The following is a 25,566-nucleotide window of genomic DNA, read 5'->3' as shown; positions in this document are numbered from 1 at the left end:
GGCTTGAAGTCAACCGTCGCTATGCATAATCAAACCTCGGTCTGTTCCGCCGTCTCCAGGGCGTCATCGACCTCGATCCCCAAATATCGAACGGTGCTCTCCAGCTTCGTATGGCCGAGCAGCAGTTGAACCGCCCGCAGATTTTTCGTCCTGCGATAGATCAGTGATGCCTTCGTACGTCTCATCGTATGAGTGCCATACATGGCTGGATCAAGGTCAATGGCTTTCACCCAGCCTTTGACTATACGAGCGTATTGCCGAGTGGATAGGTGGTCAGAGGTATGCAGTCGGCTAGGGAACAAGCAGTCCTCGCTGCGTAGCTTGGCCTGACGTATCCAGGCTGCGACAGCAGACCGTGTTTGTTCAGTAATCTCGAATTGCACTGGCCGCTGCGTTTTCTGCTGCATCACCATCGCTCGTGATGATACGTGCTCGCCGTGGGCAACGTCGCGCACCCGGAGCTTTGTTAAATCGCAAGCTCGAAGCTTGCTGTCGATGGCCAGATCGAAGAGAGCCAGATCCCGAGTTCTTTCTGCAATTTGAAGCCTTACTCGGATGGCCCAGATGTCTCTCAGTCGCAGCGGGGGTTTCTGCCCGACCAATTTTCCTTTGTTCCAAGGCTGACGGCTGCCGGTAGCAATGATTTTCATGACATGTCCTCCACGTGTGGAAGAACAAGAATGGCTAACCAGGGCAACGGTCGCTAACCGGCCATTTCCGGTCAGTCGTGACAGGTGCCGGTTTAACATTTCTCCGTCTAAATGCCACATTTGTCGCATGTCATGTCGCAGATAATTGAATACCTGCGACAGACTCATACGGCATCGTAGAGCCGTTACCATCAGGCCCGGATGAGTCGTCGCATACCTCCGAAGCTATGCGACTCACGCCTTAGCCTATCTTCACGTTCACCGTGATTTTTGCTGTGAAGACCTTTACGCCTGCTTCGTCGAATACGTCGACAGGAACAACCTTGTCACCAGCCGTTTCCCAGTCAATTTCACTGCCATCTGCAACCGCTCTAATACTCGACTTTGCCTTAGCCAAGTATTCAACTGTCATACCTTTTGGAATCCATTTACCTCCTGAGGGAATTGAAGCATCGGTCATCATCCCTCCCGCCAACTCAGCTGCGTTACACAACGCAATGGCGTGGACGGAGGCGAGATGGTTGGTGATTTCCTTGCGGAACGGTACGTTCACGACAGCATGGCCGGGTTTTAGCTCCGAAATCTCTGGGGATATCGTGCTGAAATAGGGGACCATCTGACAGGCCAGGTTGCTGAACGCAGCAGGGCCTACGCTGTTGAACATGCTTAGGGCTTGGCTCATGGAAACTCCTCAAAGTAAACAGAATATTATTCTGTGACGGAACAATATTCTGTAAAATTGCATTGCGTCAAGCTGAGCTTTTCTGGGCTTGGCTCACGAACCTATAAATCTGCTCATTTGGCGTTTTTCACATGCAATCACCTGATCTGATCGAGCGTACCTATCCTGGAAGGCGTAGCGACCTTAAGCGCACCATCCTTCGCAAGGCACTCACTTGCTTCAACGAACAAGGAATCGAAGCCACCACCATTGAACACATCCGTGCTGCTTGCGAGACAAGCGTAGGGGCCATCTATCACCATTTTGGAAACAAAGAAGGCCTGGTGGCCGCTCTCTTTTTTGCAGCCTTGGAGGATCAAGCTTCGCTAAGGGACGCTTATCTAGAAAAGGCCCAGACGGCGGAATCTGGGGTTATGGCGCTGGTTTACAGCTTCGTAGATTGGGTAGATGAACAGCCAGACTGGGCCCGTTTTGTTTTCCACAGCCGATTTGCCGTTTCGAGCGGGCCATTCAAAGACGAACTGATTTCGCGCAATAAGCAGCGTAATAGACAGCTAGTGGAATGGATGGGAAGTGATGGTCGAAAGGATTTTTTTGACCACCTACCGGCTGAACTCATACCCTCTCTGATCGTAGGTGCAGCAGAAAATTATTCTAGAGCTTGGCTCTCAGGCCGGGTCAAAACCAGCCCAAAGCATCATCGTGCCCTGCTTGCCCAAGCTGCTTGGAATTCGCTCGCGCAAGGCTAGCTAACATCCGGAAGCAATACTCCCTACCGCTTGCAGCGCCAAGCGGAAGGCAGTCTGGTTATCCTAAGATTTGCCATAAGCGGCATTCTGCGCAGTCTCTCACCGACCGCTTTAGGCCGATCTGCACCCATCTCAAAAGGCGAACTTGGATCGTTTGCGGTAGTCGCAAAAGGCTGCTAACGACCCATAGCTGAGGCTAGATTGAACTTGGGCAACCCCTTGTACATGACCGACGACGGCGCGCAGTCATATCAGCTGTTGAACAAGACGACCGACGCGTCGGTGGGAGACCACCGAGCGCCAGATAGCAGGCGTTCAGATTGCGGTATAACCGCCATCAACGGGCAGAGCCACGCCAACGATGAAGCTTGCAGCATCGCTACAAAGAAACAGTACCGCAGCCGCTACTTCTTCCGCGCCCCCCAGCCTTCCGATGGGCTGCTTCTTGATGATGGCATCCATGGCATCGGGGTAATTAGACAGCATGTTAGAGACCATGGGGGTATCGATTACACCAGGGCAGACGGTGTTGAGACGGATGCCGCGCGAGGCATATTCCAGCGCAGCAGTCTGGGTCATGCCAATCACACCATGCTTGGCGGCATGATAAGCGGCGAAGCCCGGATTACCGACGAGCCCACCTAAAGATGAGCAGTTAACAATGGCCCCGTTACCCTGTTTTTGCATCTGACGCAGCTGGTGCTGCATGCAGTGCCACACACCATTCAAATTGACTGCCATTACCCGCTCATAGTCTTCCTTAGACACGTCCGCAGCATCGGTATGTGCGATCTGGATTCCGGCGTTGTTGAAGGCCACATCCAGGCGGCCAAATACATCTACAGTCTGGCGGATCATGGCGGCGACCTGGGTTTCATCCGAGACATCGCAGCAAATGCCAAGCACGTTGTAGCCAGCGCCTTCAAGTTCTTCAGTAGCCAGTTGCAACGCCTCGGCATCGCGATCAGCCAGAACCACCGTCGCACCGGCCTCGGCAAATTTACGAGCGGCAGCGAAGCCCATGCCCATAGCAGCGCCTGTGACCAGAGCCACCTTGTTAGCGAATGACAAATTCATAATTTATCCACCTCATCAGGTCATCGATATTCTCGACGTCTACCCTAACAAGTGCGTCTCATACTGTATTCATGCTGAATCAGCTTATGACTATAAGCAAAATTCATTAATCGTAGAGTTTGGCAGATAGGACCGCCCCAATCAGATCGAGCGCTACGCAAGCAAGATTTTGCGCGGAATAACAGAGATGAAACGCCGGGATGGGGGCGCACCAATCATCCATCAAGCTGACCAGCCGGGCGGAATTTACATGCTCCTCCACCAAGGGCTTTGGAAGGTATGCAAGACCACAGCCGGAAATAGCTGCCTCAATTACTGCCGAGTCCCTGTTGAATGTCCATGGGCTTTCTAAAGAAATCTTCCTCTGCTGACCTCTGTGGGCCAGCGTCCAATTCTCTACAGGGCCATCCGGGGGGTAGCGAGTGTTGATACCTTGATGCTGAGCGAGATCATTCGGTGTCATCGGTACCTTGCGACCTGCCAGATAGCCGGGTGAAGCAACGATTGCCATTCGGTGCTCCGAAGAAATCTTGACCGTCTTCATGTCCTTGACGACCAGGTCACCGCAGCGAATCATCGCGTCGTAGCCGTCCGGTAGGCCGTCTCTTGATTCGGACGTCATCATTTCGATGTGAAGCTTTGGGTACTGGTGCTGTAGCTCCACGAGTTTGGGCCACAATGAAGTTTTCATCGCGAACTCCGGAGTGGAAATACGCAGTCGGCTCTCCGAAGCGATGCTCCTGTTCTCGAAAAACGCTAACTCCTCGTCAATAGTTTCAAACCTGGCAGCGACCCGTTGCATGAGACGCTGACCGGCTTCCGTTGGCGATACACTTCGAGTGGTGCGCGTTAACAGCCGCAGTCCCAGCCGCTCCTCCAGGTTGCGAACAGTGTGGCTCAACGCCGATTGGGATACCCCCATCTGCGCTGCCGCGCGGGTAAAGCTGCGTTCTCTGGCAACAGCCAGGAACGCCAGAACTTCGCGCAAATGCTCACCAGCCATTTTTGTCATCCCTGCGAGGGTGTCTGAACGGGCAGTAGTTCATGATTGCTCCCTCAGGGCTTCGATAAGGAGAGTCATTGCGCGCGAGGGTTGCCTGCGATTCGGGTAATACAAGTGCAACCCTGACCAAGTGGGACACCAGTCCTCAAGCACCGATACTAGGCGGCCTCTCGCCACGTCATCCTCCACCAGGTCTTGAGGCAGATAGCCCAAGCCAAATCCCGCCCTGACCGCTTCTAGGATGTCGTAGGCATTGTTGAAGATGACAGGCCCATCAACCCGCGTATTTATTGACTGGTCGCCCTTAGAGAACTCCCACTCGTACAGTCCACCATGTGTTGCCAGGCGCAGATTGATGCAGCGATGATCGATGAGGTCTTTGGGGGTGGATGGAATTGCGTGTGAAGAAAAGTATGAAGCGGAGCCAACCACCGTATTTTTGATGTCCGGGGCAATCCTGATGGAGATCATGTCTTGGGCTAACGCTTCGCCGAATCGCACGCCGGCATCGTAACCCTGTGCAGCGATGTCAACGCTGGCGTATTCACTGACGAGTTCCACCTGTATGTCTGGATACTGAGGCAGAAAGTTGACGAGCTTGGGCCACAGGGTACTTCTGACCGCATAATCGATGGCGGTGATTCTGATTTTTCCGGTTGGGTGATCGCGGAGGTCACTCAGAGCGTCAAGCTCGGCATCGATGCCCGAGATCTCTGGAGCAACACGATCAAACAACCGTTGACCGTCCTCCGTGAGCGCGACATTTCGTGTTCTGCGTACAACGAGCTGTACGCCCAGACGAGACTCCAGTTCACGTATTGCGTAGCTCACCGCTGGCTGCGTAACGCGAAGCTTCGCCGCCGCACGGGTAAAATTTCCTTCCCGCGCCACTGCTAGAAATACGACGAGGTCGCTGAATTTGTCGCGTGCCATTGATGAGTCCGGCTTATGCAGTTCCCGCCATTATCTCCTGTCGTCCTATAGAAATCATCTCTGCGACGATCAACCCATGCAGCGGGCATCCATGCTAACGCCATGGAACCGGAGAGATTTGGATGTCTGCAATGGGTCGAAAGCAGCCATCCACGACCGGCCGCTTTCGATCCTTTACGGACGTTCAGCAACCCCCAAAAGCCATGGCAAACCAAAGATTTCAATATCGGGCGAGCTGATTTTTAATCGCCCCGAAGCAGAAGCTTTGGAGCGACTCACGACTATAGCTCTAGCCGGGCAGGCTCAGGTGGAGCAAGGGGAAGGGGCGGCCCTCGCCATCCAGCGGAGAACGACCTGTTTGAATAAACCCGTAATGTAAGTAGAACCCTACAGCGTCGGGGTTCTGCTCATTCACATCTACACTGATCTGACGGCGCGAACCGCGGGCATGATCCAGCAGTGCGCGGCCAATCCCTTTCCCTCGCAGATCTGGTTCGATGAAGAGCATCTCTACGTGGTTTTCATTGAGCCCGATGAACCCTAGCGGGCAGTCCTCGGCATCTACCGCAACCCATAATTCAACAGCGGGTAGGTAAATATCGCGGAGTTGAGGAAGCAAGGCCTGAATATCGGATTCTTGCAGGAAGTGATGTGTGGCGCGAACGGAGCGCAGCCAAATGTTAAGCAGTTGCGGATGGTCGGCATTAGTAGCCTGACGAATGATCATAGAATCATCCTTTACACTTGATATCGGAAATGAGGCGCGCGAGTAGATAGCGACCGTATAAGTGTCGGCAACTTGTATGACCGCTTCGCGAGTTAACGCCTGGGCGGTTCACGGCAAAGGTAGCCGGAAAGGAGGGAGGAAGGACGATACTGAGAGGCTTTCAGGGTGTCAATAAAAAATTACGGCTGGGCTGATGGAAGCATGCATGACAGTTGTTGGTGGGCCGGTAGGGACCTCCTGCGCGACGGTAAAAACGGTTCGTTTGGCCATCAGGAGCTAACGGTGACTTACCCGGACGCTTACCATTATTCCCCGCTAAAGAGTTCCTGAATTTCCTCTGGCAAAGGCCGCTTTGGGTTGCAAGCGGTCGGACACCACTGTCCGATTTAGACCCAAAGCTGCCAGTCAGATACGGCAGGAACCATCCTATAGCTGCCTGCTGAAATCGACCGGCAGCCGTAAGAGAACTGCACTCATTCCCTGCTGTGTCGTGTTTGCTCAGCTGTTGAGCTTATGCCGGAAGCAAACCAAACACATAGGATCGAGGTAAAGAGATCTAAAATTTTCCTCGGCTCGGTTGCTTGCTCGAATTCTGGCCCGCAACACTTCTTCAGGTAGTGAGACAACGGAAGCAAGTCCGTATTAGTCATCTTGAATTCGATATTATGACTAAGCTTATTTCGAAGATTGTTCAGGTGTTTGATTGCGGGAATGGAATTGTATTTCTCCGGGTAATCGTCCGTAGCAAGAAGCGAAACTTTTTTCCCAAAAGTCTGCCTTGATGCGCCCCAGTCGAATTTTGGATGCCAAGTTTTTAGATACTCATCAAGTTAGTGCTCAATTATGAGGTGGCAGGACAAAAATGACCAAGCAACTCGTAATCCAAGTGTTCAAGACGCTGCCAATTGACTTTACCATCTCGAATATTTCCTATTAGCGGTGGAAGACTCATTTATTCATTAGCGGACTCAACTCTAGATTCAATGACCTTTATAGTTACGCGGAGTCTAGCTCTGGCTGAAAGCAGCCGCTCACCACTGTCCCCTTTCGCCTGAAGCATACGCTGTCCATATTCCATAAAGCGTTAGCGCACTTGGTTTATTCATTGCATAAAGAAATAACCAGAGCTGTCGTGCAGCCGTTTATCAAGTATTTAGATGGTTCAGACATATCCGACTGGAACTTGCGGGCATTTCGCTTAACCTAACGAGCGCAGGTGGTGCAATGAAGTTGTCCCGTGGCTACTGCACCGGCCCGATCCAGGAGGCATACTATGAAAGCGTTACGCTGGCATGGAAAAAAAGACATCCGTTGTGATGACCATTTGCCTGACCCCACGATAGAAGAGCCCCGAGACGCCATTATAAAAGTTACTTCGTGCGCCATTTGCGGATCGGACTTGCATCTCTATGGCGGTTTCATGCCCGGCATGAAGCATGGCGATATCATGGGCCATGAGTTCATGGGTGAAGTGGTGGAAGTGGGATCTGCCAACAAGAAGCTTAAGATTGGCGATCGCGTGGTCGTTCCCTTTACAATTTGCTGCGGTGAATGCGATCAATGCCGCCGGGGTAACTTTTCTGTATGCGAGCGCAGCAACCGTAACAAGGACCTTGCCGATAAGGCCTTCGGCCACACCACTGCTGGGTTATTCGGATATACCCATCTGACTGGCGGCTACCCTGGCGGCCAAGCCGAATACGTGCGCGTGCCTTACGCGGACTTCACTCCGGTGCTGATCCCGGACGGCCTTACCGATGAGCAAGTACTGTTCCTTGGGGATATTTTCCCCACCGGCTGGCAGGCCGCCGTGCAGTGCGATATCCAACCAACCGACACCGTGGCCATCTGGGGTGCCGGCCCGGTAGGCCAGTTCACGGTGCGCAGCGCGGTGATCCTCGGGGCCAAGCAGGTGGTGTGCATAGACAACGTGCCCGAGCGACTGGCCATGGCTAAGGCCGGTGGCGCCATCACTATCAATTTTGATGAAGAAAGTGTGCTGGACCGCCTGGGCGAGCTTACGGGCGGCAAGGGGCCAGAGAAATGTATCGACGCGGTAGGCATGGAATCCCACGCGACTCGTTCGTTCGACTCCGTCTACGATCGGGTCAAGCAAGCGGTGATGCTGGAGTCCGACCGCCCCCACGTGCTGCGGGAAATGATGTACGTGTGCCGCCCGGCTGGCACGTTGTCCATTCCCGGAGTATATGGCGGCTTGATCGACAAAGTTCCGTTCGGCGCCGCCATGAACAAGGGTCTGACCTTCAAGATGGGGCAGACCCACGTGAACCGCTGGACCGATGACCTACTCAATCGCATTCAGGAAGGCCAGATTGACCCGAGCTTCGTCATCACTCACACCGTGAGTCTTCAAGACGGCCCGAAAATGTACGACACCTTCCGGGACAAGAAAGACGGCTGCGTGAAGGTGGTGCTCAAGCCCTAGGTGATACCACTCCCCACGTTACGGGCTTGCCCGTGAGCGTGGGGTCCGGTAAGCGTCGTTTCAAAGTTTGTTCCCCAGGCTAGAGCCTCTAGCGTCCCATCGCAGCGACCGGCCAGTCTTGACCCGCGTCCTACAGCCCGGGTGGTGGGCAACTGCCGGCCATTCCTGCCTTTGCGACCGTCCGCTACAGGTCCAGGCTGTGTGAAAACGCTTCACTAAAATTGGAGGCGCGCGTCTACCTCAAATCTGAACTTTAGCGGCCGGGCAACAAATATGGATTTTGCGTAGATGCGCGATTTTTTTTCCGATCTAGGCCACCGGACGCGCTGGAAATGTTTCACACAGCCTAGACCAAGAGCGAACACTCGAATGTACCTATGGGACTGGGGGGGAAGTTCAGCTGATCATTAGAATTCGCTATAGAAAAACTATGCATTCTCTGCGCCTCTATTGGCGCTCAACCCAAAAGTATTAGACTGAATTCAATTGCGGGATCGAGCATACGGTGTCGACCTTTTTACTGTGCAAATCAAAAGGTCACGATCGAAATCGCCGTATGTCGCCGATCTCCAGATATAGACCAAAAAACTTGACAAGGTTTGTAAGGGGGCCAAGCTCTAAGTGCCTTGGCTGCGCGCCGGGCACACTGAGCTGGTAAATGATCCCGCAAGCACTGCGTGCGGGTTTCACCAAAACCGCCGGGACGCCGTATTGCGCCCTTTCATGCATGAAGACTATTTCCTGGCGGTTCACAGGAGAAGATCATGAAAGCTGTTGTCTATCGCGGTCCCAACCAAGTTGCTGTCGAAAACGTTCCGGATCCAAAAATCGAGCGTCCGACGGATGCCATCGTTAAGATTACCACCACTAACATCTGCGGTTCCGACCTGCATATGTACGAAGGCCGAACTGATTTCGAGCAGGGCCGCGTTTTCGGCCACGAAAACCTTGGCGTGGTCCTGGAAGTGGGACCGGCGGTCGAACGGCTCAAGCCTGGAGACTGGGTTTGCCTGCCGTTCAATATCAGCTGCGGCCATTGCAAGAACTGCGAACGCGGCCTGACCGCCTACTGCCTGAGAGCAAACGAGCCCGGTATGGCTGGCGGCGCCTTCGGGTTTGCCGACATGGGACCATGGGCGGGCGGGCAGGCCGAATACCTGCGGGTGCCGTGGGCCGACTTCATGGCCCTGAAACTGCCGCCGGACGCGGAGGAGAAGCAGACCGATTACGTGATGTGCGCCGACATTTTCCCAACCGGCTGGCACGTGACCGAGCTGGCCGGTATGAAGCCCGGAGACAGCGTGGTCATCTATGGCGCCGGCCCCGTGGGCCTGATGGCAGCGCACTCGGCGATGATCAAGGGAGCCTGCAACGTAATGGTGGTCGACTGCCATCCCGACCGGCTCAAGCTGGCCGAATCGATCGGCGCGGTCGCGATCAACTATGCAAATGAAGACCCAGTGCAACGGGTCATGGAGTTGACCCACGGGAGAGGCGCGGACGTAGGGTGCGAATGCGTCGGCTATCAGTGCCACGATCATTCTTCACATCGGCACGAGCATCCCAATCTCACAATGAACAACCTGGTCAACTCGGTTAAATTCACTGGCGGGATTGGCGTGGTCGGCGTGTTCGTTCCGCAGGACCCGGGCGGACCGGACGAACTGGCGAAAAAGGGGATGATCGAGTTTGCATGGGGCATGTGCTGGTTTAAGGGGCAGCGTATTGGCACGGGCCAATGCAACGTCAAGGCTTATAACCGGCAACTGCGCGACCTGATCCACGCGGGCCGTGCCAAGCCATCGTTCGTGGTTTCCCATGAGCTGAAGCTGGACCAGGCGCCGGATGCCTACCAGCACTTTGACGCGCGCGATCACGGTTGGACAAAAGTAGTCCTGCACCCTGGTTCCTAGCGAAGCAACGCGTCATTTGCCTAACGCAAAAAGCCACGCGACCGTACGGCGAACACCTGTGCGGGAGCGTGAAACATTGCCGGCGAAAAATTTTATGTTAGCAACAAACTATCGCAGATCGAAGCGCGTTTTCGGGCGCAGCTATTGGTTGAATGTTGGGATCATAAGACAGTACGGATGGCCGCTTTGGGTCGAAAGCTCCCGGTCGCGAGCGGCTGCAACCGATCCCCAAAGCGGACAGTCGTGGAAGGTAGTAGCCACATCAACTTCGTCGCTGATACCTGTGGCATCAGCGTTTGTCACGAAGGCGATCGCCGCAGAACCATGCCAATAGGTGCTGCAGCATTACCCGAAACGCCCGTCTCTTTTTGCAAATTGAAGCAAGCAGGTTGGCGCGATAATCGATCTGGCAGAGCAAACCAGCAAACGCCATGTTTATTCCCACCGCTAATCGCACCAAAATCAGCCTAAAAAATCCCCAAATCTTCAGATTTTCCTTCTTCCCTGTAGTCCATTTCCCAAAGATACTCCCACGGCCTGAAAGCCGTTGCAGTGGTCGCAACCAGCGTTCTAGTCTCCCCACGTCGTTGCCCATCAACGACCGGTTTTGACAGACCGTGTATTGCTGACCACATGTTTCGCCGCTATGGCGGCTGTACGTGGGGCACCTCGTGTGCGCCGAGTGCCAGCAATCTCGGTCTGTCAACCCGCGTACAGCTGCCACCCTCCTGTTTGACAGCAGGTGAGCGGCAGCTCCACCATTGCTGGAGAGAGACATGCTCAAGATCGTCCCAGATCCACCGCTTTCCGGTTTCATCAAATCCCCTCAATCCATAGAAGACACCCTGGTCCAGGCCTCGGAGTACCTCGTCTGTGCGCTGACGGTTGCGCAGCAGGCGGTGCAGCAGCTGGCAAAGCCGGGGGAGCAGGTGCTTACGTTGGCCGTGATGCATGAGATTGATGCTGCACACAGTCTTGTTGAGTTGGCGCTTGGGCAGGTACAGGCGCGTCGTAGCGCACAGGGGGAGGGTTGATCATGTCGGAAGAAGGTAAGAAGAAATCACTTGGGTGTACGCCTGGCATTGCGAAATGTGCCGAGGGCGAGCAAACGCCGGATATGTTCAGAGTGGCCCAGGGGATGCCCATTGATTACGCGCTGGAGCAGGCTTCGGTGATGATGGGATGTGTCCATAGGCTGACGTTTGTGGGGGTAATGGAGAAGGATGAGACGTTGGTTTGGGCTGCGCATTTGCTGTCGGGAATGGGGCGGGCGTTGGTGGAGGATGTGAGGATGGGGTTGGCTCGAGGGGATGGTTAGGGGAAGAGATCGAGGCGGCTGCTCTCGGGAGGGCAGTGACTACTGGATGTAGGTTGTCTGGTGGTCGCTGCTGATGGCGGGCTTGTGGATCGGGGTTGCCAGTGGAAAGGCAGCCTTGATTTAATGGTGAACGAAGGCGCAGAACAGGCTTCAAGGCTACCTTCACCCGAACGATCGGCGAAGTCGCGCGTCCCTGCGCGAACTCAACTCAGAAGCTGTATTTCGCCGTCAGCATCAGATTCCGCGGATTCCCATAGCTGTCACCCCCATAATCCACCGAGTTTGCAATCGCCGAATAGTATTTGCGGTCGAAGATATTGTTGGCATTGAGCTGCAGGTCCAGATTCCGATTCACCCGGTACCCGGCCATCAGATCCGTGACCGCGTAGGCACCCTGTTCCAGGCGATAGCTGCTGCCATCCGCCAGCTCGACATCGTTGTACAAGCGGCTCTGCCAGCTGACGTTGCCCCCGACGCGCAAGTCTTTGAGCGGGCCCTGGAAGCGGTAGGTCGTGGACAGTTTGAACATGTGCTCGGGAATGTCCGTGTCGAAGCGCTGGTTCACGTCCTGCGGATTGGCGTCATCCTTGATTGTGTGTACACGGGCGTAGGTGTAGCCACCGCCAATCTGCCAGTTCTCGGTGAGCGCGCCTTGCAGCTCGACGTCGATGCCTTGGCTGCGGATCTCGCCGGAAGCTTCATAGCAGCTCGCTTGCGGGCAGTCCGGTACGAAGATCTGCACTGCGCGGTTTTCCTGGTCGACGCGGAACACCGCCAGGCTGGCGTTCAGTGCCCCATCGAAGTATTCGCCCTTGATGCCGATCTCGTAGTTCTTGCCCACGATCGGCTTGACCGGGGTAGCAGAGGTGTTTTTCTCGGATTGCGGGGTAAAGATGTCGCTGTAGCTGGCGTATACCGAGTGATGATCGTCGAGCTCGTAGATCAGGCCGGCGTAGCGGGTGACATTGCGGGTGACCTTGTAGTCGCCGTCGCCATCGCGGTTGTCGTAGTCGTACCAGTCCAGGCGCCCGCCGAGGATCAGCTTGAGAGGGTCTGCCAGGCTCAGGCGGGTCGTCATGTACACGGCGTCCTGGGTCGTGACTTCGCGGCTGTTGCCGGTATGAACGAAGTCCGGTTTGCCCGCATTCAGCGGCCAGTTGGTGTCATACGGGCTGTAGTTGTGGGTGGTCATGTCATAGATGCGCTTGCTGGCGCCCACGACCAGCTCGTGGGTGCGCCCAAACGCCTGGAAGGGGCCACTGGCGAAGGCGTCCAGTCCGGCCTGGTTTTCATCGTAGGCCGCCTGGTAGACGGTCCGGGCCAGCGTATTGTTGACCCAGCGCGACTGGTAGGAGCCGGAGAACAGCGCATTCTGTTCGGCGTAGTTGGCGTTGACCTGCAGCTGCCAATCGTTGGCCAGGCGCTGACGGATCTCCGCGAACACCGTGTTGATTTCCTGGTCCTTGTTTTCCCAGTCGGTACCGGGGTTGTAGGAGCGCGGCAGGTCCAGGTGATGGCCATCCTGGCCGATCATCGAGCTACCCCAGAAATAGTTGGTCTTGTCCTTCTGATGCGAGAAGCCCAGGGTCAGGGTGGTGTCTTCGCTGAGGTCGGCCTCGGTGACGGCGTAGAACAGGCCGTGGTCTTCCTCTACGTCATCGATGAAGCTGTTGGCGTCCCGGTAGGATGTCACCACCCGGCCGCGCAGGGTGCCGCTGTCGTTCAGCGGGCTGGAGGCGTCGATCTCGCCGCGGTAGTCGTCCCAGCTGCCTGCGGCGCCGGTCAGGGTAACCTTCTGCTCGGCCAACGGCCGTTTGCGTACCAGGTTGATAGCCGCCGAGGGATTGCCGGCACCGGTCACCAGGCCGGTGGCGCCGCGCACGATCTCGACCCGGTCGAACATCGCCAGATTCGGCTGGGCGCCGACCGACACGCCGTTGTAGCCGCTGGGGATGCCGTCGTACATGAGGTTGTCGATGTCGAACCCGCGCGCGGTGTAGGACTGGCGGCCCGGACCGTTTGAGAAGTTGAGGAACAACCCTGGAGTCGCCCGCACCACATCGTTGATGCTGGTCATGTTCTGGTCGTCCATGCGCTGGCGTGTAATCACGGTGACAGCCTGGGGAGTTTCGCGCATGGTCAGCGGCAGCTTGGTCGCAGTGGACATGGCGCCGGTGGTGTAGGAGTCAGTCCCTTCAGTAGTGCTGCCCAACTGTGTGTTGGTGATCGCGGTTGCGCCCAGTTCTATGGTGGTTGCGCCGACCGTCTCCTGCGTGTCGCCGTTGTCATCGGCCAGGGCCGGGTTCAGAGTGGCCGTGCAAACGGCCATGGCCAGGAGATTGCGGGATAGACTGAAACAACGCTGCGGAGGGAGGCGCGACATGAAGGTTTCCTGACTCAATGATGATAAAAGCAATGTTTATGAGAATTGTTAGCATTCATTGTGTCAGGATTTTGAGGCTCAACAAAGGGCCTCTGAAGCAAAGGTCGCTAAGAAATGCAGCGGGGCAGAGAGCTGCTTACCTGACCGCGGGAATCCCCGCGATCGGCAGCAGAAGATCAGTGATGAGCCTGCTCTTCATCCTGAGCCAGGATCGCCTTGGCCAGCTCTTCGTCGTTGGCCTGCAGGCCAGGATTGGCATGCCGCACTTGCTGCAGCACGGATTCCACGTATGCCCCGCGGATCGCGCCACCACTGGCTACGAAGCTCGAGAGATCATCGTGGGCGGGCATTACCATTTTGTCGTCTTTGAAGGTCGAATACAGCGACGCCGAAACCCCGGCCGAGGTGGCGACATCCTTGGCGCGGATATCGGCGAATGCCGAACCCACGGGCACACAGAGCAGCAGGGCGGAAACAAGCAGTTTATGGCGCATCGAGGCGTCCTCCAAAAGCGTGAAGCCCAAAAGGATTTACTACACACACCTTTATGATTCGCCTCGCGCTGGAGGAGTTCATTCAGCGTGAGCGGGCGGTCACCTCCTGTACGGGATGCAACCGCTCATAACGCCCGCGCCAGAAACGCGGCCGTGCGACTGCCCTCGCACGTCGCCACCTCGGCCGGTACCCCGCTGGCCACCACCGTCCCGCCCGCAGTACCGGCCCCAGGGCCGATATCAATCACCCAGTCACTCTGCGCCACCACGCGCATGTCATGCTCGACCACCACCACGGTATGCCCGCTGTCCACCAGCCGGTTCAACTGCACCAGCAGGCGGTCCACATCCTGCGGGTGCAAGCCGTTGGTGGGCTCGTCGAGGACGTACAAGGTCGACCCACGGGCCATGCGCTGCAGTTCGGTGGCCAGCTTGATGCGCTGTGCCTCACCTCCTGACAGTTCGGTGGCCGGTTGCCCAAGACGCAGGTAGCCCAACCCGATATCCACCAGGACCTGCAACGCGCGGCGCACCGGGGGCTGCTCGGCGAACACGTCGAGCGCCTGGTCCACGGTCATTTGCAGGATGTCCGCGATGCTCCGGCCTTCCCAGGTTACCGCCAGCGTCTGCGGGTTGTAGCGCGCGCCGTGGCACGTGGGGCAGGGGGCGTATACGCTGGGCATGAACAGCAGCTCGACACTCACGAAGCCTTCGCCTTCGCAGGTCTCGCAGCGGCCCTTGGCGACGTTGAAGGAGAACCGTCCGGCGTCGAAGCCCTCGGCCTTGGCCTGCGCGGTGGCGGCGAACAGTTTGCGCACGTGGTCGAACAGCCCTGTGTAGGTCGCAAGGTTCGAGCGCGGCGTGCGGCCGATCGGTTTCTGGTCGACCTGCACCAGGCGCTGGATGGCTTCCATACCGGCCGTGATGCGCCCGCCGCTGGCCTGCACCGGCTCGTCTTCAAGGCTTTGTTCTTCGGTCTCGGCCGCAGGGCCAGGTTGGCCCAGGTGCGTGCCGACCAGGTCCAGCAGGGCCTGGCTGACCAGGCTCGACTTGCCCGACCCGGAGATGCCCGTCACGGCGGTGAAGCAGCCCAGCGGGAATGCGGCGCTCAGGTCGTCGAGGTTATTGCGGGTGATACCCTCCAGGCGCAGCCAGCCGCGTGGCGCCCTGGGGTCGTGAGGGGCAGGGGCCTGCTCGGCGAAGAGGTAGGCGCGGGTGCGCGATTGCGGTACGTGTTCAAGCCCTTCGGGCGGACCGCTGTACAACACTTGCCCGCCATGCTCGCCCGCAGCCGGGCCGACATCGATCAGCCAATCGGCGCGGCGCATGGTGTCCAGGTCGTGCTCGACCACGTATACCGAATTGCCCGACGCCTTGAGCGTCTGCAGCGCTTCGAACAAGGCCTCGCTGTCAGCCGGATGGAGGCCCGCCGAGGGCTCATCGAGCACATAGATTACCCCGAACAGCTGCGAGTTGAGCTGGGTCGCCAGGCGCAGGCGCTGCAGCTCGCCGGAGGACAGGGTCGGTGTGCTGCGTTCCAGCGCCAGGTAGCCCAGCCCGAGGTCGATCAGCGGCGCGATGCGCACCAGCAGTTCATTGGCGATGCGTTGCGCGGCCAGGCGCTTTTCCAGCGAAAGATTATGCGTGTGGCGTACATCCGGACCACCCGCGTGGGCATTGTCACCCTTGGCCGCGCGTTCCTGACGCGCAGCCCGGGTCTGTTGGTGGGTAAGCACCTCGCCGGGCTCTTCGGCCTGCTCCAGATAACCCGGCGCAGCCACGGCCTTGAGCACTTCGGCCAGATCCAGCAGGCTCATCTGCGAGAGCTCGGCGATGTCCAGGCCGGCGAAGGTCACGCTCAAGGCTTCGCGCTTGAGGCGTTTGCCCTCGCACAGCGGGCAGGGGCTCGGACGCATGTACCGCGCGACGCGCTTGCGCATCTGTGCGCTTTGCGAATTCATGAAGGTGTGCAACAGATAGCGCTTGGCACCGCTGAAGGTGCCCTGGTAACTGGGCTCGAGCTTGCGCTTGAGCGCGGTGCGGGTCTGCGCCGGCGTGAGGCCGGCATACACCGGCACGGTAGGCGTCTCGTCGGTGAACAGGATCCAGTCGCGATCGGCCTGCGGCAGGTCGCGCCAGGGCACGTCGACGTCATAGCCCAGGGTCACCAGGATGTCACGCAGGTTCTGGCCGCCCCAGGCCATCGGCCAGGCGGCCACGGCGCGCTCGCGGATGGTCAGCGAAGGATCGGGCACCATGGTCGCCTCGGTGATCTCGTACACCCGCCCCAGCCCATGGCATTCAGGACACGCACCTTGGGGGGTGTTGGGCGAGAAATCCTCGGCGTAGAGCATCGGCTGCTCTGCCGGGTAGCTGCCGGCGCGGGAGTAGAGCATGCGGATCGAGCTCGACAGGGTGGTGACGCTGCCTACCGAAGATCGCGCACTCGGGCTGCCGCGCTGTTGCTGCAACGCCACCGCTGGCGGCAGGCCCTCGATGGCGTCTACATCCGGCACCCCCACCTGGTCGATCAGCCGCCGCGCGTAGGGCGCGACCGATTCGAAGTAGCGCCGCTGGGCCTCGGCGTACACCGTGGAAAACGCCAGCGACGACTTGCCTGACCCCGACACGCCGGTGAACACCACCAGCGCATCGCGCGGGATATCCACATCGACATTGCGCAGGTTGTGTTCGCGGGCGCCCCGCACCCGGACGAAGCCGGTGCCTTCAGGCAATGCAGGGGGGAGAACGGGTGCGGGGCGTGGAGGCATGGGGCGTTCCTTGTCTGCGTGTAGTCCTACACTAACGCGTCAAGGTCCCAAGCGAAACCTCCGGCCTGCCCCATCGACCAGTGCTCAGTAACGCCGCGTACTGATCAACTCGTCCAGCACCCGCGTGGGCACGCGAAACGGCACCGACATGTGGTCTTCGCCCGGCTCGACCTGGAAATCGCTCCGCAGCCCATACTGCGACAACGCCTGCAGGCGCAGTTGCAAGGCGCGGGCGTCCTGGATTTCCTGGACCATGTCGCGCTCGCCCATCAACAGCGTGAGGCTGCTATGGGTCAGGTCTGCCTGGCCCGCATGTGCGCGCTGGGTGAACGCGCGCTCGGGCTCGAGCAGGTAGCGGTCGCGCCACCAGAGGCTCGGGCTCACCGCCACGACATGCTGGAACAGCCCTGGCCGCGTGAACAGCGCATAAACCCCGAACATGCCGCCGAAGGAATGCCCCACCAGGCTGCGTTGGTCCTGATCGACCTTGAAACGCTCGGCCACCTTGGGCATCAGGGTTTTCTCGATGAAGTCCAGGAACAGGTCCTGCCCACCCTGGGGCGGGACGTTTCGCTCCTTGGGCACCGGCGGCGACAGGTCGAAGGCGCGGCGCACGAAATCCAGCGGGGTGTCGCTGGGGTACCCGATGGCCACGAGGATCGAGCCCCGCAACCGGTCTTGCGCCCGCTTCGCGGCATGAAAGGCCGGGAAGTAGGCGTTGCCGTCCAACAGGTAGATCACCGGATAACCGCCGGTGTAGGGCACATCCCCCTCGGGCAGGCTGATCATGATGCGGTAATCGCGCCCCTCGGCGCTTTTGAGCATCCACTGCTCGGTACCGTCCAGCGTCACGGGATCGGCGTGGGCGACCGAGAGGGCACCGAGCAACAGGGCGGCGAATGCCATGAACAGGTTGCGGATCATCGTCTGCGTCCTCACCAGCGATAGCTCAGGCTGGTGACGACGCTGCGCGCCTCACCTCGGTAGCAGTAGCCTTGCTGGCAGTTGATATAGCGTTTGTCGAACAGGTTGCGGCCATTGAGGGCCAGTCGTACCCCGTCCAGGCCGCCGCCGAAGTCGTAGTGCACACCGGCATCGACCAAGGTGTAGCCCTCGTTCTTGACCGTGTTTTCGCCGTCGCCGTAGTTGCTGCCGGTATACCGCGCACCGCCGGACACCCCGATGCCCCAGGGCAGTTGGTAATCCAGCCAGAGCGAGGCCAGGTGGCGCGGCACGTCCAAGGGCTCCTTGCCCTCGTAGCCGTCATTGCTCTTGGTGACTTCCGGGGCATTGAAGCTGTAGCTCGCGGTCATCCGCAGGCGGTCGCCGAGGTCGGCCACCGCTTCGAGCTCAAGGCCCTTGGACACCTGTTCGCCGGTTGCGATGCTATTGACCGGGTTGGCCAGGTCGCGGGTCAGCACGTTGCGTTGGGTCAAGTGATAGAGCGATGCGGTCAGCAGGGTGGTGCTGCCAGGCGGTTGGTACTTCAGGCCCAGCTCGTACTGCTTGCCTTCGGTAGGTTTGTAGGGCTCGCCCGTGGCGCTGAGCTGGCTCTGGGGAAGGAACGAAGTGGCGTAGCTGGCGTAGGGTGCCAGGCCGTTGTCGAACAGGTAGAGCACACCCAGTTGCCCGGTGGTCGCGGAGTCGCTGCTCTTGCGATTGGTGTCGCTCAGGTTGTCGCTGCGGCGCACATGCACGAAATCGCGGCGCAGCCCGGCCGACAGGCGCCAGCGGTCGATCTCGATCTGGTCCTGCAGGTAGAGGCCGCTACGGTGCTCCAGCCCGTCTTCATCGGCCAGGGGCGTACCGGGACGCGCGACGGGTTGATGGTAGTCGGGGGCGAAACGGTCCAGCGTTGGCGCGGGGCCGTAGGCATACAGCAGCGAGGTGTCGACCCAGGCGTAGTCAATGCCGGTCACCAGGGTGTGGCGCACGTCGCCCGTGCTGAAGCGGCTGACCAGGCGGGTGTCGGTAGACAGCGTGGACATGTCCTCGTACACACCGATCGCCGAACGGTCGAGGGTGCGGCCATCACCTGCATCCGTGGGTTGCAGGTACTGGTTGGTCGTGTCCACCTGGCCGTAGCGCAGGTTCTGCTGCAGGGTGAATGTCTCGTTGAAGGCGTGCTCGAACTCGTAGCCGAACGTCCACTGGCGTTGTTCAAGCTTGTCGAAGTACTCGTCGCCCTGCCAGAGATTGGTCAGGTGGTCGCCTTCCTGATACAGCATCGGCGAGGCGGCGGTCTCGCGTTCCTGGTACTGCGCCAGCAGCGTGAGGCTGGTGTCGGGGTCGATCTGCCAGCTCAGCGAGGGTGCGATCAGGCGGGTGTCGTTGTTCAACTGCTCGATGTAGTTTTCCGAATCGCGGTACACGCCGACCGTGCGAAACAGCACGTCGCCTGCCTCGTCCAGCTTGCCACCGACATCGAACTGCGCCTGCTGGTGGTTGTAGTTGCCCGCCTGCACCTGTACTTCGTTCCTGGCCATCAGGCTGGGGCGCTTGCTCGCCCGGTTGACCATGCCGCCGGGGCTGATCTGCCCATACAGAACCGATGCGGGGCCCTTGAGCACTTCGATGCGCTCCAGGTTGTAGGCTTCGGTGGAGTACAACGAGAGCCAGCCGCTGCCGGGCTGGCGCAGGCCATCAAGAAAGTCGGCGGCCATGGTGGTCTCGAAGCCGCGGATGCTGATCATGTCGAAGCGCGGGTCCAGGCCGGAGCTGCCCACCCGCACGCCCGCGGTGTAGGCCACGGCATCCTCGACCCGGTCGACCTTGCGGTCGGCGATCTGGTCGGCCGTGACCACGCTTATGCTCTGCGCGGTTTCCAGGATCGGCCGGTCGCTCTTGGTGGCGCTGCTGGCGTTGCTCGCGTAGTAGCCCTCGACCGGTGCAAATGCGCTCTGCGAGGCCGTTGCGTCGATACTGGTGGGTTCGAGCTGCAGCCCGCTGTCGCTGCTGGTGACCGGCAAGACCACGTATCCAGATGCGGTCTTGTGGGCGGTCAGGCCGCTTGCGCCGAGCAACTGGGCCAGGCCGTCCTCCACTGAACCGCCGCCGGCAAGACCCGGGCTGTCCAGGCCGCGTACCGCTTCCGGGGAATACGACAGGGTGATTCCGGCACGCTCGGCGAACAGGCTCAGCGCTTGCCCCAGCGGGCCTGCCGGCACGCTTGGCGCGGCGCGTACGCTGGCCGGCGTCGCAGCCTGTACAGCCAGGCTCGCTGTGCCGCCGAGCAACGCCAGCGCCAGGCAGATGGCACTCGGCAGCACACGGGAAGGGAAGGGCGCGGCAACGCGTAGCGACGGTCTGGGAAGCAACATGGAAGGGTCCATTCAGGAAGTGATCATCCCAAACCGGACGAGCCGGAAAAGTCCGACAGATAATTCATGCGAGCGGTACGATCCGCACCCACCAGCGGGTACGCTCGACGATGCCGACCGGCAGCAGATGCGTGATATTGCGCAGCATCAACTCCGGCGCATCCAGGTGGAACACGCCAGACAGGCGCAGATCGGTCACCCGGTCGTCACATCCCAGCCAGCCTTGCCGATAGCGCCCGGCCTCGGCCAGAAAATCGCCCAGGCGCATGTTGCTGGCCAGTAACAATCCTCGGCTCCAGGCGAAGGGATCGAGCGGCCCTTTTTCCAGCCTTTCAATACCCAGTGCGTCGATGCTTATCCCGCTGCCTGCTTGAACCTGACGAACGCCCCAGGCGCCGCTTACCCGCACCGCGCCCCGTTCGACATTCAGTTCGCTGTAGCCATCACGCTCACGCAGCACGGCCCGTGCCTGGTACCCCTCGCAGTGGGCGGAATGGCAGCGCACGCGCCAGTCGGGGCCGTCTACCAGCACCTCACCAGCTCGGAATACCAAGTCCCGGCCCTGTATATCCACCGCACTGCGCGTGTTGAGCAGCACCTGCGCGCCGTTAGCCAGATCGACCCGGCGACGCTCGCCAGTGGCGGTGGCGAAGTCATTGCGCCAGCCAGCCGGCGATCTGGTGACCAGCAGGCCGGCACCGCCCGCCGCCAGTCCCAGGCCGAGCAGCTTGAGCGTGCGGCGGCGGCTCAGGTCTGCTTCGGCGCGTCGCAGCACGGGAAGGACCTGGCTTGCATCGGGCAAGGACGCGGCGCTGAACATCGCGTCAACTTGCTCCAGGCGCTGCCAGGCCAGTTCATGACGCGCGTCGCCGCGGCGCCAGCTGTGCACCTGCTCGAGCAGATCCGTACGCCCGGGATGGGCGCGCAGGCGCATCTGCCACTCGATGGCGGTGCACAGGATGTCCTCGGGCAGGCGCTCGCCAGGGGTGTTCACCGTGGCGCCTCGAAGCACACGCGGTAGCAGTGCAGCAGGGCGCTCGCCACGTGCCGCTCGACAGTGCGGCCGGAAACGCCCAGCTCCTGAGCCACCTGGGCATGCGTCAGGCCGCCCAGCTGGTACAGCAGAAAAGCTTCCCGCACCGCAGGCTTGAGGCCATCGAGCAACTGGGCGATGCGTTCCAGGCTTTGCAGCGCTTCATGACACACCTCCGGGGAGGGGTGGCAGGATTCGGGCAGGTGCGCCAGCGTCTCAAGGTAAGCCCGCTCCAGGGCATCCCGGCGCCAATGGTCGATCATCAGCCCCCGGGCAATGCGCGCCAGCAGCGCCCGTGGGGCCCGCGCATTGATAGGCTGACCGCGTACCAGCAAGCGCACGAAGGTGTCCTGCACCAGGTCGGCCGCCTGCTGCGAGCACCCCATCGAGCGGCGCAGCCAGTTCTGCAGCCAGCCACGGTGGGCGCCGTACAAGGCATCGAGAGAAACGATCGAGTCCGATTCAGGGAGCGACATGGAATGCCTCAGGCAGCCAGACATGAAAACGTCATGCATGAACATGACGACCGCGCGCACCTTAAACGCGAACCTTTCCCATTACAATCTTTTGTAGGCTGGGATTAAGCGGTACTCTGCCCGCCCACCTGGAGATGACAACCGTGAACGATCAGTCCTTGCACGTGCTTCGAGCCGACTACAACGACCCCCTGCATGCCCAGGCCATTGCCTTCCTGCTCGACCACTACAGCCGTGACGCCATGGGCGGAGGCGAGCCATTGCCCGCCGCCGTGCTCGATTCGCTGGCGAGCGAGCTGGCCAAGCGGCCCCATGCCTACAGCGTCCTGGCGTTTGACGGCCAGGTGCCGGTCGGGCTGGTGAACTGCTTCGAGGGGTTTTCGACCTTCGCCTGCCGGCCCCTGGTCAACGTGCATGACGTGGTGGTGGTCGATACCCACCGTGGCCGGGGGATCAGCCAGCGCATGCTCGCCGAGGCCGAGTCGATCGCCCGTGAGCGGGGGTGCTGCAAGATGACCATGGAAGTGCTGGAAGGGAACGAGCCGGCGCAAAAGGCCTACCGCAAGCTTGGTTATGGCGGGTACGAACTCGACCCTGCGCTGGGCAAGGCAATGTTCTGGCAGAAGGTGTTGTAAGGGTCGGCCTGGAACAGGAGCGAACTTGTCGCAATCGCAGCACAAGCCGCTCCTGTCTAAAGAAGGGATGAAGCGTCGGACCTAGTGGTCCATCTCATCCTTGGTAATGTTGCCGCTGTGCGGATCGACGTGGAATTCGTACCTCATGCCGTCGGCCTTGGTGCCTTCGCCTTCCCAGTGCCCGTCGTCGGCTTCGATCTTGGTGATGCTGGTATAGCCGGCAGCCTTGAGGGACGCTTCGGCCTGGTCCTTGTCGATCTTCCAGTCAGGACCGGGCTGGTCGGCCCAGGCCGGAGCGGCGCTCATGACGCCGGCGAGTGCCAGGCCCGTGAACAGGTGGGTCAGTGCTTTCATCAGACATCTCCTTGTTCCACATGAAGTTCAATAATGGACCCGCCGCCCGCGCGCGCAGTTCAGTTGATCGCATGCCGGATGGAAATTCACCTCCTGCCCTTTCGATCTGTATCGAGTGAAGGCACAATGCGTGTCCTTTTTTTGGCCGGCCTGGCCGGAGGCCTCGAAATGATCAAAACGCCGTATTACCTCATCGATAAACAGAAGCTTCTCGGCAACATGGAGAAGATCGCCTATGTGCGCGAGCATTCCGGCGCCAAGGCCCTGCTGGCACTCAAGTGCTTCGCGACATGGTCGGTCTTCGACCTGATGCAGCAGTACATGGACGGCACTACTTCGTCCTCGCTCTACGAGCTCAAGCTCGGCCGCCAGAAGTTCGCAGGCGAAACCCACGCCTACAGCGTGGCCTGGGCCGACGATGAGATCGAGGAGATGCTCGACAATTGCGACAAGATCATCTTCAACTCGATTGGCCAGCTGCAGCGTTTCGCCGACGCCTCCGAAGGCAAGGTCCGCGGCCTGCGCGTCAACCCGCAGGTCAGCAGCTCTGATTACCTGCTGGCCGACCCGGCGCGCCCGTTCAGCCGCCTGGGCGAATGGGATCCGGTGAAGGTCGAGGCCGTCATCGAGCAGATCTCGGGCTTCATGTTCCACAACAACTGCGAGAACGGCGACTTCGGCCTGTTCGACCAGATGCTGAGCACCATCGAGGAACGCTTCGGCCACCTGCTGCACAAGGTCGAGTGGGTCAGCCTGGGTGGCGGCATTCACTTCACCGGCGAAGGCTATGCGCTGGACGCGTTCTGCGCCCGCCTCAAGGCCTTCTCCGAGAAGTACGGCGTGCAGGTCTACCTGGAGCCCGGCGAAGCCGCCATCACCCAGAGCGCCTCGCTCGAAGTGACCGTCCTCGACACCCTTTACAACGGCAAGCACCTGGCCGTGGTCGACAGCTCGATCGAAGCCCACATGCTCGACCTGCTGATCTACCGCCTGAACGCCAAGTTGGCGCCAAGCGAGGGCGATCACACCTACATGGTGTGCGGCAAATCCTGCCTTGCCGGTGACATTTTCGGCGAGTACCAATTTGATCGTCCGCTGGCCATTGGCGATCGGCTGTCGTTCGTGGACGCGGCGGGCTACACCATGGTCAAGAAAAACTGGTTCAACGGCCTGAAAATGCCGTCCATCGTAGTGAAACAACTCGACGGTAGCGTCGAGGTGGTTCGTGAGTTTGGTTTTGAAGACTACCTGTCCAGCCTTTCTTGAGCTGACAAACAAGGAGAGATACAGAAATTGAAGAAGAACGTTCTTATCATTGGTGCAGGAGGTGTCGCCAAGGTGGTGGCCCACAAGTGCGCGCAGCATAACGATGAACTCGGTCGTATTGCCATCGCGTCGCGCAACATCTCCAAATGCCAGGCCATCATCGACAGCGTCAAGGCCAAGGGCAGCCTCAAGCAGCCCGCCGACATCAAGGCTTTCTCGCTCAATGCACTCGATGTCGAGGCGACCAAGGCACTGATCCGCGAGACCGAATCGCAGATCGTGATCAACGTGGGTTCAGCCTTCCTCAACATGTCGGTGCTGCGTGCCTGCATCGATACCGGCGTGGCCTATCTGGACACCGCCATTCACGAAGAGCCTGGCAAGGTCTGCGAGACGCCGCCATGGTATGGCAACTACGAGTGGAAACACCTCGAGGAATGCCAGCAGAAGAACGTCACCGCCATTCTCGGCGTGGGCTTCGACCCAGGTGTGGTCAACGCCTATGCGGCCCTGGCCAAGAAAAAGTATTTCGACAGCATTGATTCGATCGACATCCTCGACGTCAATGCCGGTTCCCACGGCAAGTACTTCGCCACCAACTTCGACCCGGAAATCAACTTCCGCGAATTTACCGGACAGGTGTGGAGCTGGCAGAACAGCCAGTGGACCAGCAACACCATGTTCGAAGTCAAGCGTACCGATGACCTGCCGGTCGTGGGTTCGCAGAACCTGTACCTGACAGGTCACGACGAAGTGCACTCGCTCTCCAGGAACCTGGACGTGCCGAACGTGCGTTTCTGGATGAGCTTTGGCGAGCACTACATCAATGTGTTCACCGTCCTGAAAAACCTGGGCCTGCTTTCCGAGCAGCCGGTCAAGACCGCCGAAGGCCTTGAAGTCGTGCCTCTGAAAGTGGTCAAGGCCGTATTGCCTGATCCGGCCTCGCTGGCCCCGGGCTACACCGGCAAGACCTGCATTGGTGACCTGGTCAAGGGCACCAAGGACGGCCAGCCGCGCGAGGTCTTCATCTACAACGTGGCCGACCACGAAGAAGCCTTTGCCGAGACCGACAGCCAGGGTATCTCCTACACCGCCGGCGTACCGCCTGTGGCCGCGGCCCTGATGGTCGCCCGTGGCGAGTGGGACGTGCAGCGCATGGTCAACGTCGAGGAGCTCCCAGCCGAGCCGTTCCTCAAGGCGCTTGACGTGATGGGCTTGCCGACCCGCGTGAAGGATGAGAATGGCGATCGTCCCTGGGACGAATGACCTGATGCTCCGGTAACAGGAAAATGCGCCCCGAGGGGCGCATTTTTTGTGCCCGAGATGGGGCGGGCGC

At 59.4% G+C, this 25,566-nt stretch carries 23 protein-coding genes; 8 read left to right on the top strand and 15 right to left on the bottom strand.

The annotated features are described in order from the left end of the window. Positions 1–29: 29 nt before the first annotated feature. Complete coding sequence (locus tag AC0ZZU_RS16770) at positions 30–650, bottom strand: tyrosine-type recombinase/integrase (RefSeq protein ID WP_476342207.1); 621 nt, start codon at positions 648–650, stop codon at positions 30–32. Positions 651–891: 241 nt separating this feature from the next. Continuing rightward, on the bottom strand, positions 892–1,332 hold the full coding sequence (locus AC0ZZU_RS16765) for a hotdog fold domain-containing protein (protein ID WP_476342206.1): 441 nt from the start codon (positions 1,330–1,332) through the stop codon (positions 892–894). A 131-nt stretch (positions 1,333–1,463) separates the two neighbouring features. Here AC0ZZU_RS16765 and AC0ZZU_RS16760 point away from each other — a divergent pair, with 131 nt between their 5' ends. Continuing rightward, positions 1,464–2,081 carry a TetR/AcrR family transcriptional regulator gene (locus tag AC0ZZU_RS16760; protein ID WP_476342204.1) on the top strand — a complete coding sequence of 206 codons (618 nt, stop codon included), beginning with the start codon at positions 1,464–1,466 and terminating at the stop codon, positions 2,079–2,081. A 315-nt stretch (positions 2,082–2,396) separates the two neighbouring features. Here the strand turns inward: AC0ZZU_RS16760 and AC0ZZU_RS16755 are convergent, their stop codons facing one another. The 4 genes from AC0ZZU_RS16755 to AC0ZZU_RS16740 form a co-directional block, all read right to left on the bottom strand. Beyond that, complete coding sequence (locus tag AC0ZZU_RS16755; RefSeq protein WP_476342203.1) at positions 2,397–3,158, bottom strand: SDR family NAD(P)-dependent oxidoreductase; 762 nt, start codon at positions 3,156–3,158, stop codon at positions 2,397–2,399. Positions 3,159–3,264: 106 nt separating this feature from the next. Then, complete coding sequence (locus AC0ZZU_RS16750) at positions 3,265–4,161, bottom strand: LysR family transcriptional regulator (RefSeq protein WP_476342202.1); 897 nt, start codon at positions 4,159–4,161, stop codon at positions 3,265–3,267. Between the two features lie 39 nt (positions 4,162–4,200). Then, the gene (locus tag AC0ZZU_RS16745; RefSeq protein ID WP_476342200.1) at positions 4,201–5,094 is read right to left on the bottom strand and encodes a LysR family transcriptional regulator; all 894 of its coding nucleotides are present in this window, start codon (positions 5,092–5,094) and stop codon (positions 4,201–4,203) included. Positions 5,095–5,383: 289 nt separating this feature from the next. Beyond that, positions 5,384–5,821 (bottom strand): acetyltransferase, encoded by a 438-nt coding sequence (locus tag AC0ZZU_RS16740; protein WP_476342198.1) that lies wholly within the window; start codon positions 5,819–5,821, stop codon positions 5,384–5,386. Positions 5,822–7,094: 1,273 nt separating this feature from the next. Here AC0ZZU_RS16740 and AC0ZZU_RS16735 point away from each other — a divergent pair. Together AC0ZZU_RS16735 and AC0ZZU_RS16730 are read left to right on the top strand one after the other, a co-directional pair. Further along, on the top strand, positions 7,095–8,267 hold the full coding sequence (locus tag AC0ZZU_RS16735) for a zinc-dependent alcohol dehydrogenase (RefSeq protein ID WP_476342197.1): 1,173 nt from the start codon (positions 7,095–7,097) through the stop codon (positions 8,265–8,267). Positions 8,268–9,031: 764 nt separating this feature from the next. Then, a complete protein-coding gene (locus tag AC0ZZU_RS16730; protein ID WP_476342196.1) occupies positions 9,032–10,180 on the top strand; it encodes a glutathione-independent formaldehyde dehydrogenase in 1,149 nt (382 codons plus the stop codon). 289 nt (positions 10,181–10,469) lie between these two features. Here AC0ZZU_RS16730 and AC0ZZU_RS16725 read toward each other — a convergent pair whose 3' ends face one another. Further along, positions 10,470–10,775, bottom strand: a complete 306-nt coding sequence (locus tag AC0ZZU_RS16725; protein ID WP_476342195.1) for a hypothetical protein — start codon at positions 10,773–10,775, stop codon at positions 10,470–10,472. Positions 10,776–10,956: 181 nt separating this feature from the next. Between AC0ZZU_RS16725 and AC0ZZU_RS16720 the strand changes: the two genes are divergently transcribed. Both AC0ZZU_RS16720 and AC0ZZU_RS16715 read left to right on the top strand, forming a co-directional pair. Further along, positions 10,957–11,214 carry a hypothetical protein gene (locus tag AC0ZZU_RS16720; RefSeq protein WP_476342194.1) on the top strand — a complete coding sequence of 86 codons (258 nt, stop codon included), beginning with the start codon at positions 10,957–10,959 and terminating at the stop codon, positions 11,212–11,214. A 2-nt stretch (positions 11,215–11,216) separates the two neighbouring features. Then, a complete protein-coding gene (locus AC0ZZU_RS16715) occupies positions 11,217–11,498 on the top strand; it encodes a DUF3077 domain-containing protein (protein ID WP_476342193.1) in 282 nt (93 codons plus the stop codon). Between the two features lie 208 nt (positions 11,499–11,706). Here the strand turns inward: AC0ZZU_RS16715 and AC0ZZU_RS16710 are convergent, their stop codons facing one another. From AC0ZZU_RS16710 to AC0ZZU_RS16680, 7 genes are all read right to left on the bottom strand, one after another. Then, positions 11,707–13,827, bottom strand: a complete 2,121-nt coding sequence (locus AC0ZZU_RS16710; RefSeq protein WP_476342362.1) for a TonB-dependent siderophore receptor — start codon at positions 13,825–13,827, stop codon at positions 11,707–11,709. Between the two features lie 230 nt (positions 13,828–14,057). Then, positions 14,058–14,375, bottom strand: coding sequence for a DUF2388 domain-containing protein (locus AC0ZZU_RS16705; protein WP_476342191.1), 318 nt, complete (start codon positions 14,373–14,375; stop codon positions 14,058–14,060). Between the two features lie 125 nt (positions 14,376–14,500). After that, positions 14,501–17,146, bottom strand: coding sequence for an excinuclease ABC subunit UvrA (locus AC0ZZU_RS16700; RefSeq protein ID WP_476342189.1), 2,646 nt, complete (start codon positions 17,144–17,146; stop codon positions 14,501–14,503). Positions 17,147–17,230: 84 nt separating this feature from the next. Beyond that, positions 17,231–18,070: an alpha/beta hydrolase gene (locus AC0ZZU_RS16695; RefSeq protein WP_476342188.1), complete on the bottom strand. Its 840-nt coding sequence runs from the start codon at positions 18,068–18,070 to the stop codon at positions 17,231–17,233. An 11-nt stretch (positions 18,071–18,081) separates the two neighbouring features. Further along, positions 18,082–20,466: a TonB-dependent siderophore receptor gene (locus AC0ZZU_RS16690; protein WP_476342186.1), complete on the bottom strand. Its 2,385-nt coding sequence runs from the start codon at positions 20,464–20,466 to the stop codon at positions 18,082–18,084. A gap of 64 nt (positions 20,467–20,530) precedes the next feature. Then, positions 20,531–21,460: a DUF4880 domain-containing protein gene (locus AC0ZZU_RS16685; protein ID WP_476342184.1), complete on the bottom strand. Its 930-nt coding sequence runs from the start codon at positions 21,458–21,460 to the stop codon at positions 20,531–20,533. Then, positions 21,457–21,975: a sigma-70 family RNA polymerase sigma factor gene (locus AC0ZZU_RS16680; RefSeq protein ID WP_476342183.1), complete on the bottom strand. Its 519-nt coding sequence runs from the start codon at positions 21,973–21,975 to the stop codon at positions 21,457–21,459. Before AC0ZZU_RS16680 ends, AC0ZZU_RS16685 begins: the two co-directional genes overlap by 4 nt. 134 nt (positions 21,976–22,109) lie before the next feature. On the opposite strand from AC0ZZU_RS16680, the gene AC0ZZU_RS16675 reads away from it, so the two are divergent. Then, positions 22,110–22,610: a GNAT family N-acetyltransferase gene (locus tag AC0ZZU_RS16675; protein ID WP_158459211.1), complete on the top strand. Its 501-nt coding sequence runs from the start codon at positions 22,110–22,112 to the stop codon at positions 22,608–22,610. An 81-nt stretch (positions 22,611–22,691) separates the two neighbouring features. On the opposite strand, the gene AC0ZZU_RS16670 is transcribed toward AC0ZZU_RS16675, so the two are convergent. After that, positions 22,692–22,964: a PepSY domain-containing protein gene (locus AC0ZZU_RS16670; RefSeq protein WP_476342182.1), complete on the bottom strand. Its 273-nt coding sequence runs from the start codon at positions 22,962–22,964 to the stop codon at positions 22,692–22,694. A gap of 168 nt (positions 22,965–23,132) precedes the next feature. Between AC0ZZU_RS16670 and AC0ZZU_RS16665 the strand changes: the two genes are divergently transcribed. Next, positions 23,133–24,230: a carboxynorspermidine decarboxylase gene (locus AC0ZZU_RS16665; protein ID WP_476342180.1), complete on the top strand. Its 1,098-nt coding sequence runs from the start codon at positions 23,133–23,135 to the stop codon at positions 24,228–24,230. 27 nt (positions 24,231–24,257) lie between these two features. Further along, entirely contained in the window at positions 24,258–25,496 is a 1,239-nt protein-coding gene (locus AC0ZZU_RS16660; RefSeq protein ID WP_476342179.1) for a saccharopine dehydrogenase family protein, read from the top strand. Positions 25,497–25,566 lie beyond the last annotated feature (70 nt).

It is taken from the genome of Pseudomonas sp. JE3303 (assembly GCF_056312565.1).
This window is presented reverse-complemented; position numbering and strand designations above follow the sequence as displayed.

Bases quoted from the DNA above. Each gene is read 5' to 3' on its own strand.
- AC0ZZU_RS16770 (WP_476342207.1), bottom strand. From the start codon at position 650: ATGAAAATCATTGCTACCGGCAGCCGTCAGCCTTGGAACAAAGGAAAA.
- AC0ZZU_RS16765 (WP_476342206.1), bottom strand. From the start codon at position 1,332: ATGAGCCAAGCCCTAAGCATGTTCAACAGCGTAGGCCCTGCTGCGTTC.
- AC0ZZU_RS16760 (WP_476342204.1), top strand. From the start codon at position 1,464: ATGCAATCACCTGATCTGATCGAGCGTACCTATCCTGGAAGGCGTAGC.
- AC0ZZU_RS16755 (WP_476342203.1), bottom strand. From the start codon at position 3,158: ATGAATTTGTCATTCGCTAACAAGGTGGCTCTGGTCACAGGCGCTGCT.
- AC0ZZU_RS16750 (WP_476342202.1), bottom strand. From the start codon at position 4,161: ATGGCTGGTGAGCATTTGCGCGAAGTTCTGGCGTTCCTGGCTGTTGCC.
- AC0ZZU_RS16745 (WP_476342200.1), bottom strand. From the start codon at position 5,094: ATGGCACGCGACAAATTCAGCGACCTCGTCGTATTTCTAGCAGTGGCG.
- AC0ZZU_RS16740 (WP_476342198.1), bottom strand. From the start codon at position 5,821: ATGATCATTCGTCAGGCTACTAATGCCGACCATCCGCAACTGCTTAAC.
- AC0ZZU_RS16735 (WP_476342197.1), top strand. From the start codon at position 7,095: ATGAAAGCGTTACGCTGGCATGGAAAAAAAGACATCCGTTGTGATGAC.
- AC0ZZU_RS16730 (WP_476342196.1), top strand. From the start codon at position 9,032: ATGAAAGCTGTTGTCTATCGCGGTCCCAACCAAGTTGCTGTCGAAAAC.
- AC0ZZU_RS16725 (WP_476342195.1), bottom strand. From the start codon at position 10,775: ATGGGCAACGACGTGGGGAGACTAGAACGCTGGTTGCGACCACTGCAA.
- AC0ZZU_RS16720 (WP_476342194.1), top strand. From the start codon at position 10,957: ATGCTCAAGATCGTCCCAGATCCACCGCTTTCCGGTTTCATCAAATCC.
- AC0ZZU_RS16715 (WP_476342193.1), top strand. From the start codon at position 11,217: ATGTCGGAAGAAGGTAAGAAGAAATCACTTGGGTGTACGCCTGGCATT.
- AC0ZZU_RS16710 (WP_476342362.1), bottom strand. From the start codon at position 13,827: ATGGCCGTTTGCACGGCCACTCTGAACCCGGCCCTGGCCGATGACAAC.
- AC0ZZU_RS16705 (WP_476342191.1), bottom strand. From the start codon at position 14,375: ATGCGCCATAAACTGCTTGTTTCCGCCCTGCTGCTCTGTGTGCCCGTG.
- AC0ZZU_RS16700 (WP_476342189.1), bottom strand. From the start codon at position 17,146: ATGCCTCCACGCCCCGCACCCGTTCTCCCCCCTGCATTGCCTGAAGGC.
- AC0ZZU_RS16695 (WP_476342188.1), bottom strand. From the start codon at position 18,070: ATGATCCGCAACCTGTTCATGGCATTCGCCGCCCTGTTGCTCGGTGCC.
- AC0ZZU_RS16690 (WP_476342186.1), bottom strand. From the start codon at position 20,466: ATGTTGCTTCCCAGACCGTCGCTACGCGTTGCCGCGCCCTTCCCTTCC.
- AC0ZZU_RS16680 (WP_476342183.1), bottom strand. From the start codon at position 21,975: ATGTCGCTCCCTGAATCGGACTCGATCGTTTCTCTCGATGCCTTGTAC.
- AC0ZZU_RS16675 (WP_158459211.1), top strand. From the start codon at position 22,110: ATGACAACCGTGAACGATCAGTCCTTGCACGTGCTTCGAGCCGACTAC.
- AC0ZZU_RS16670 (WP_476342182.1), bottom strand. From the start codon at position 22,964: ATGAAAGCACTGACCCACCTGTTCACGGGCCTGGCACTCGCCGGCGTC.
- AC0ZZU_RS16665 (WP_476342180.1), top strand. From the start codon at position 23,133: ATGATCAAAACGCCGTATTACCTCATCGATAAACAGAAGCTTCTCGGC.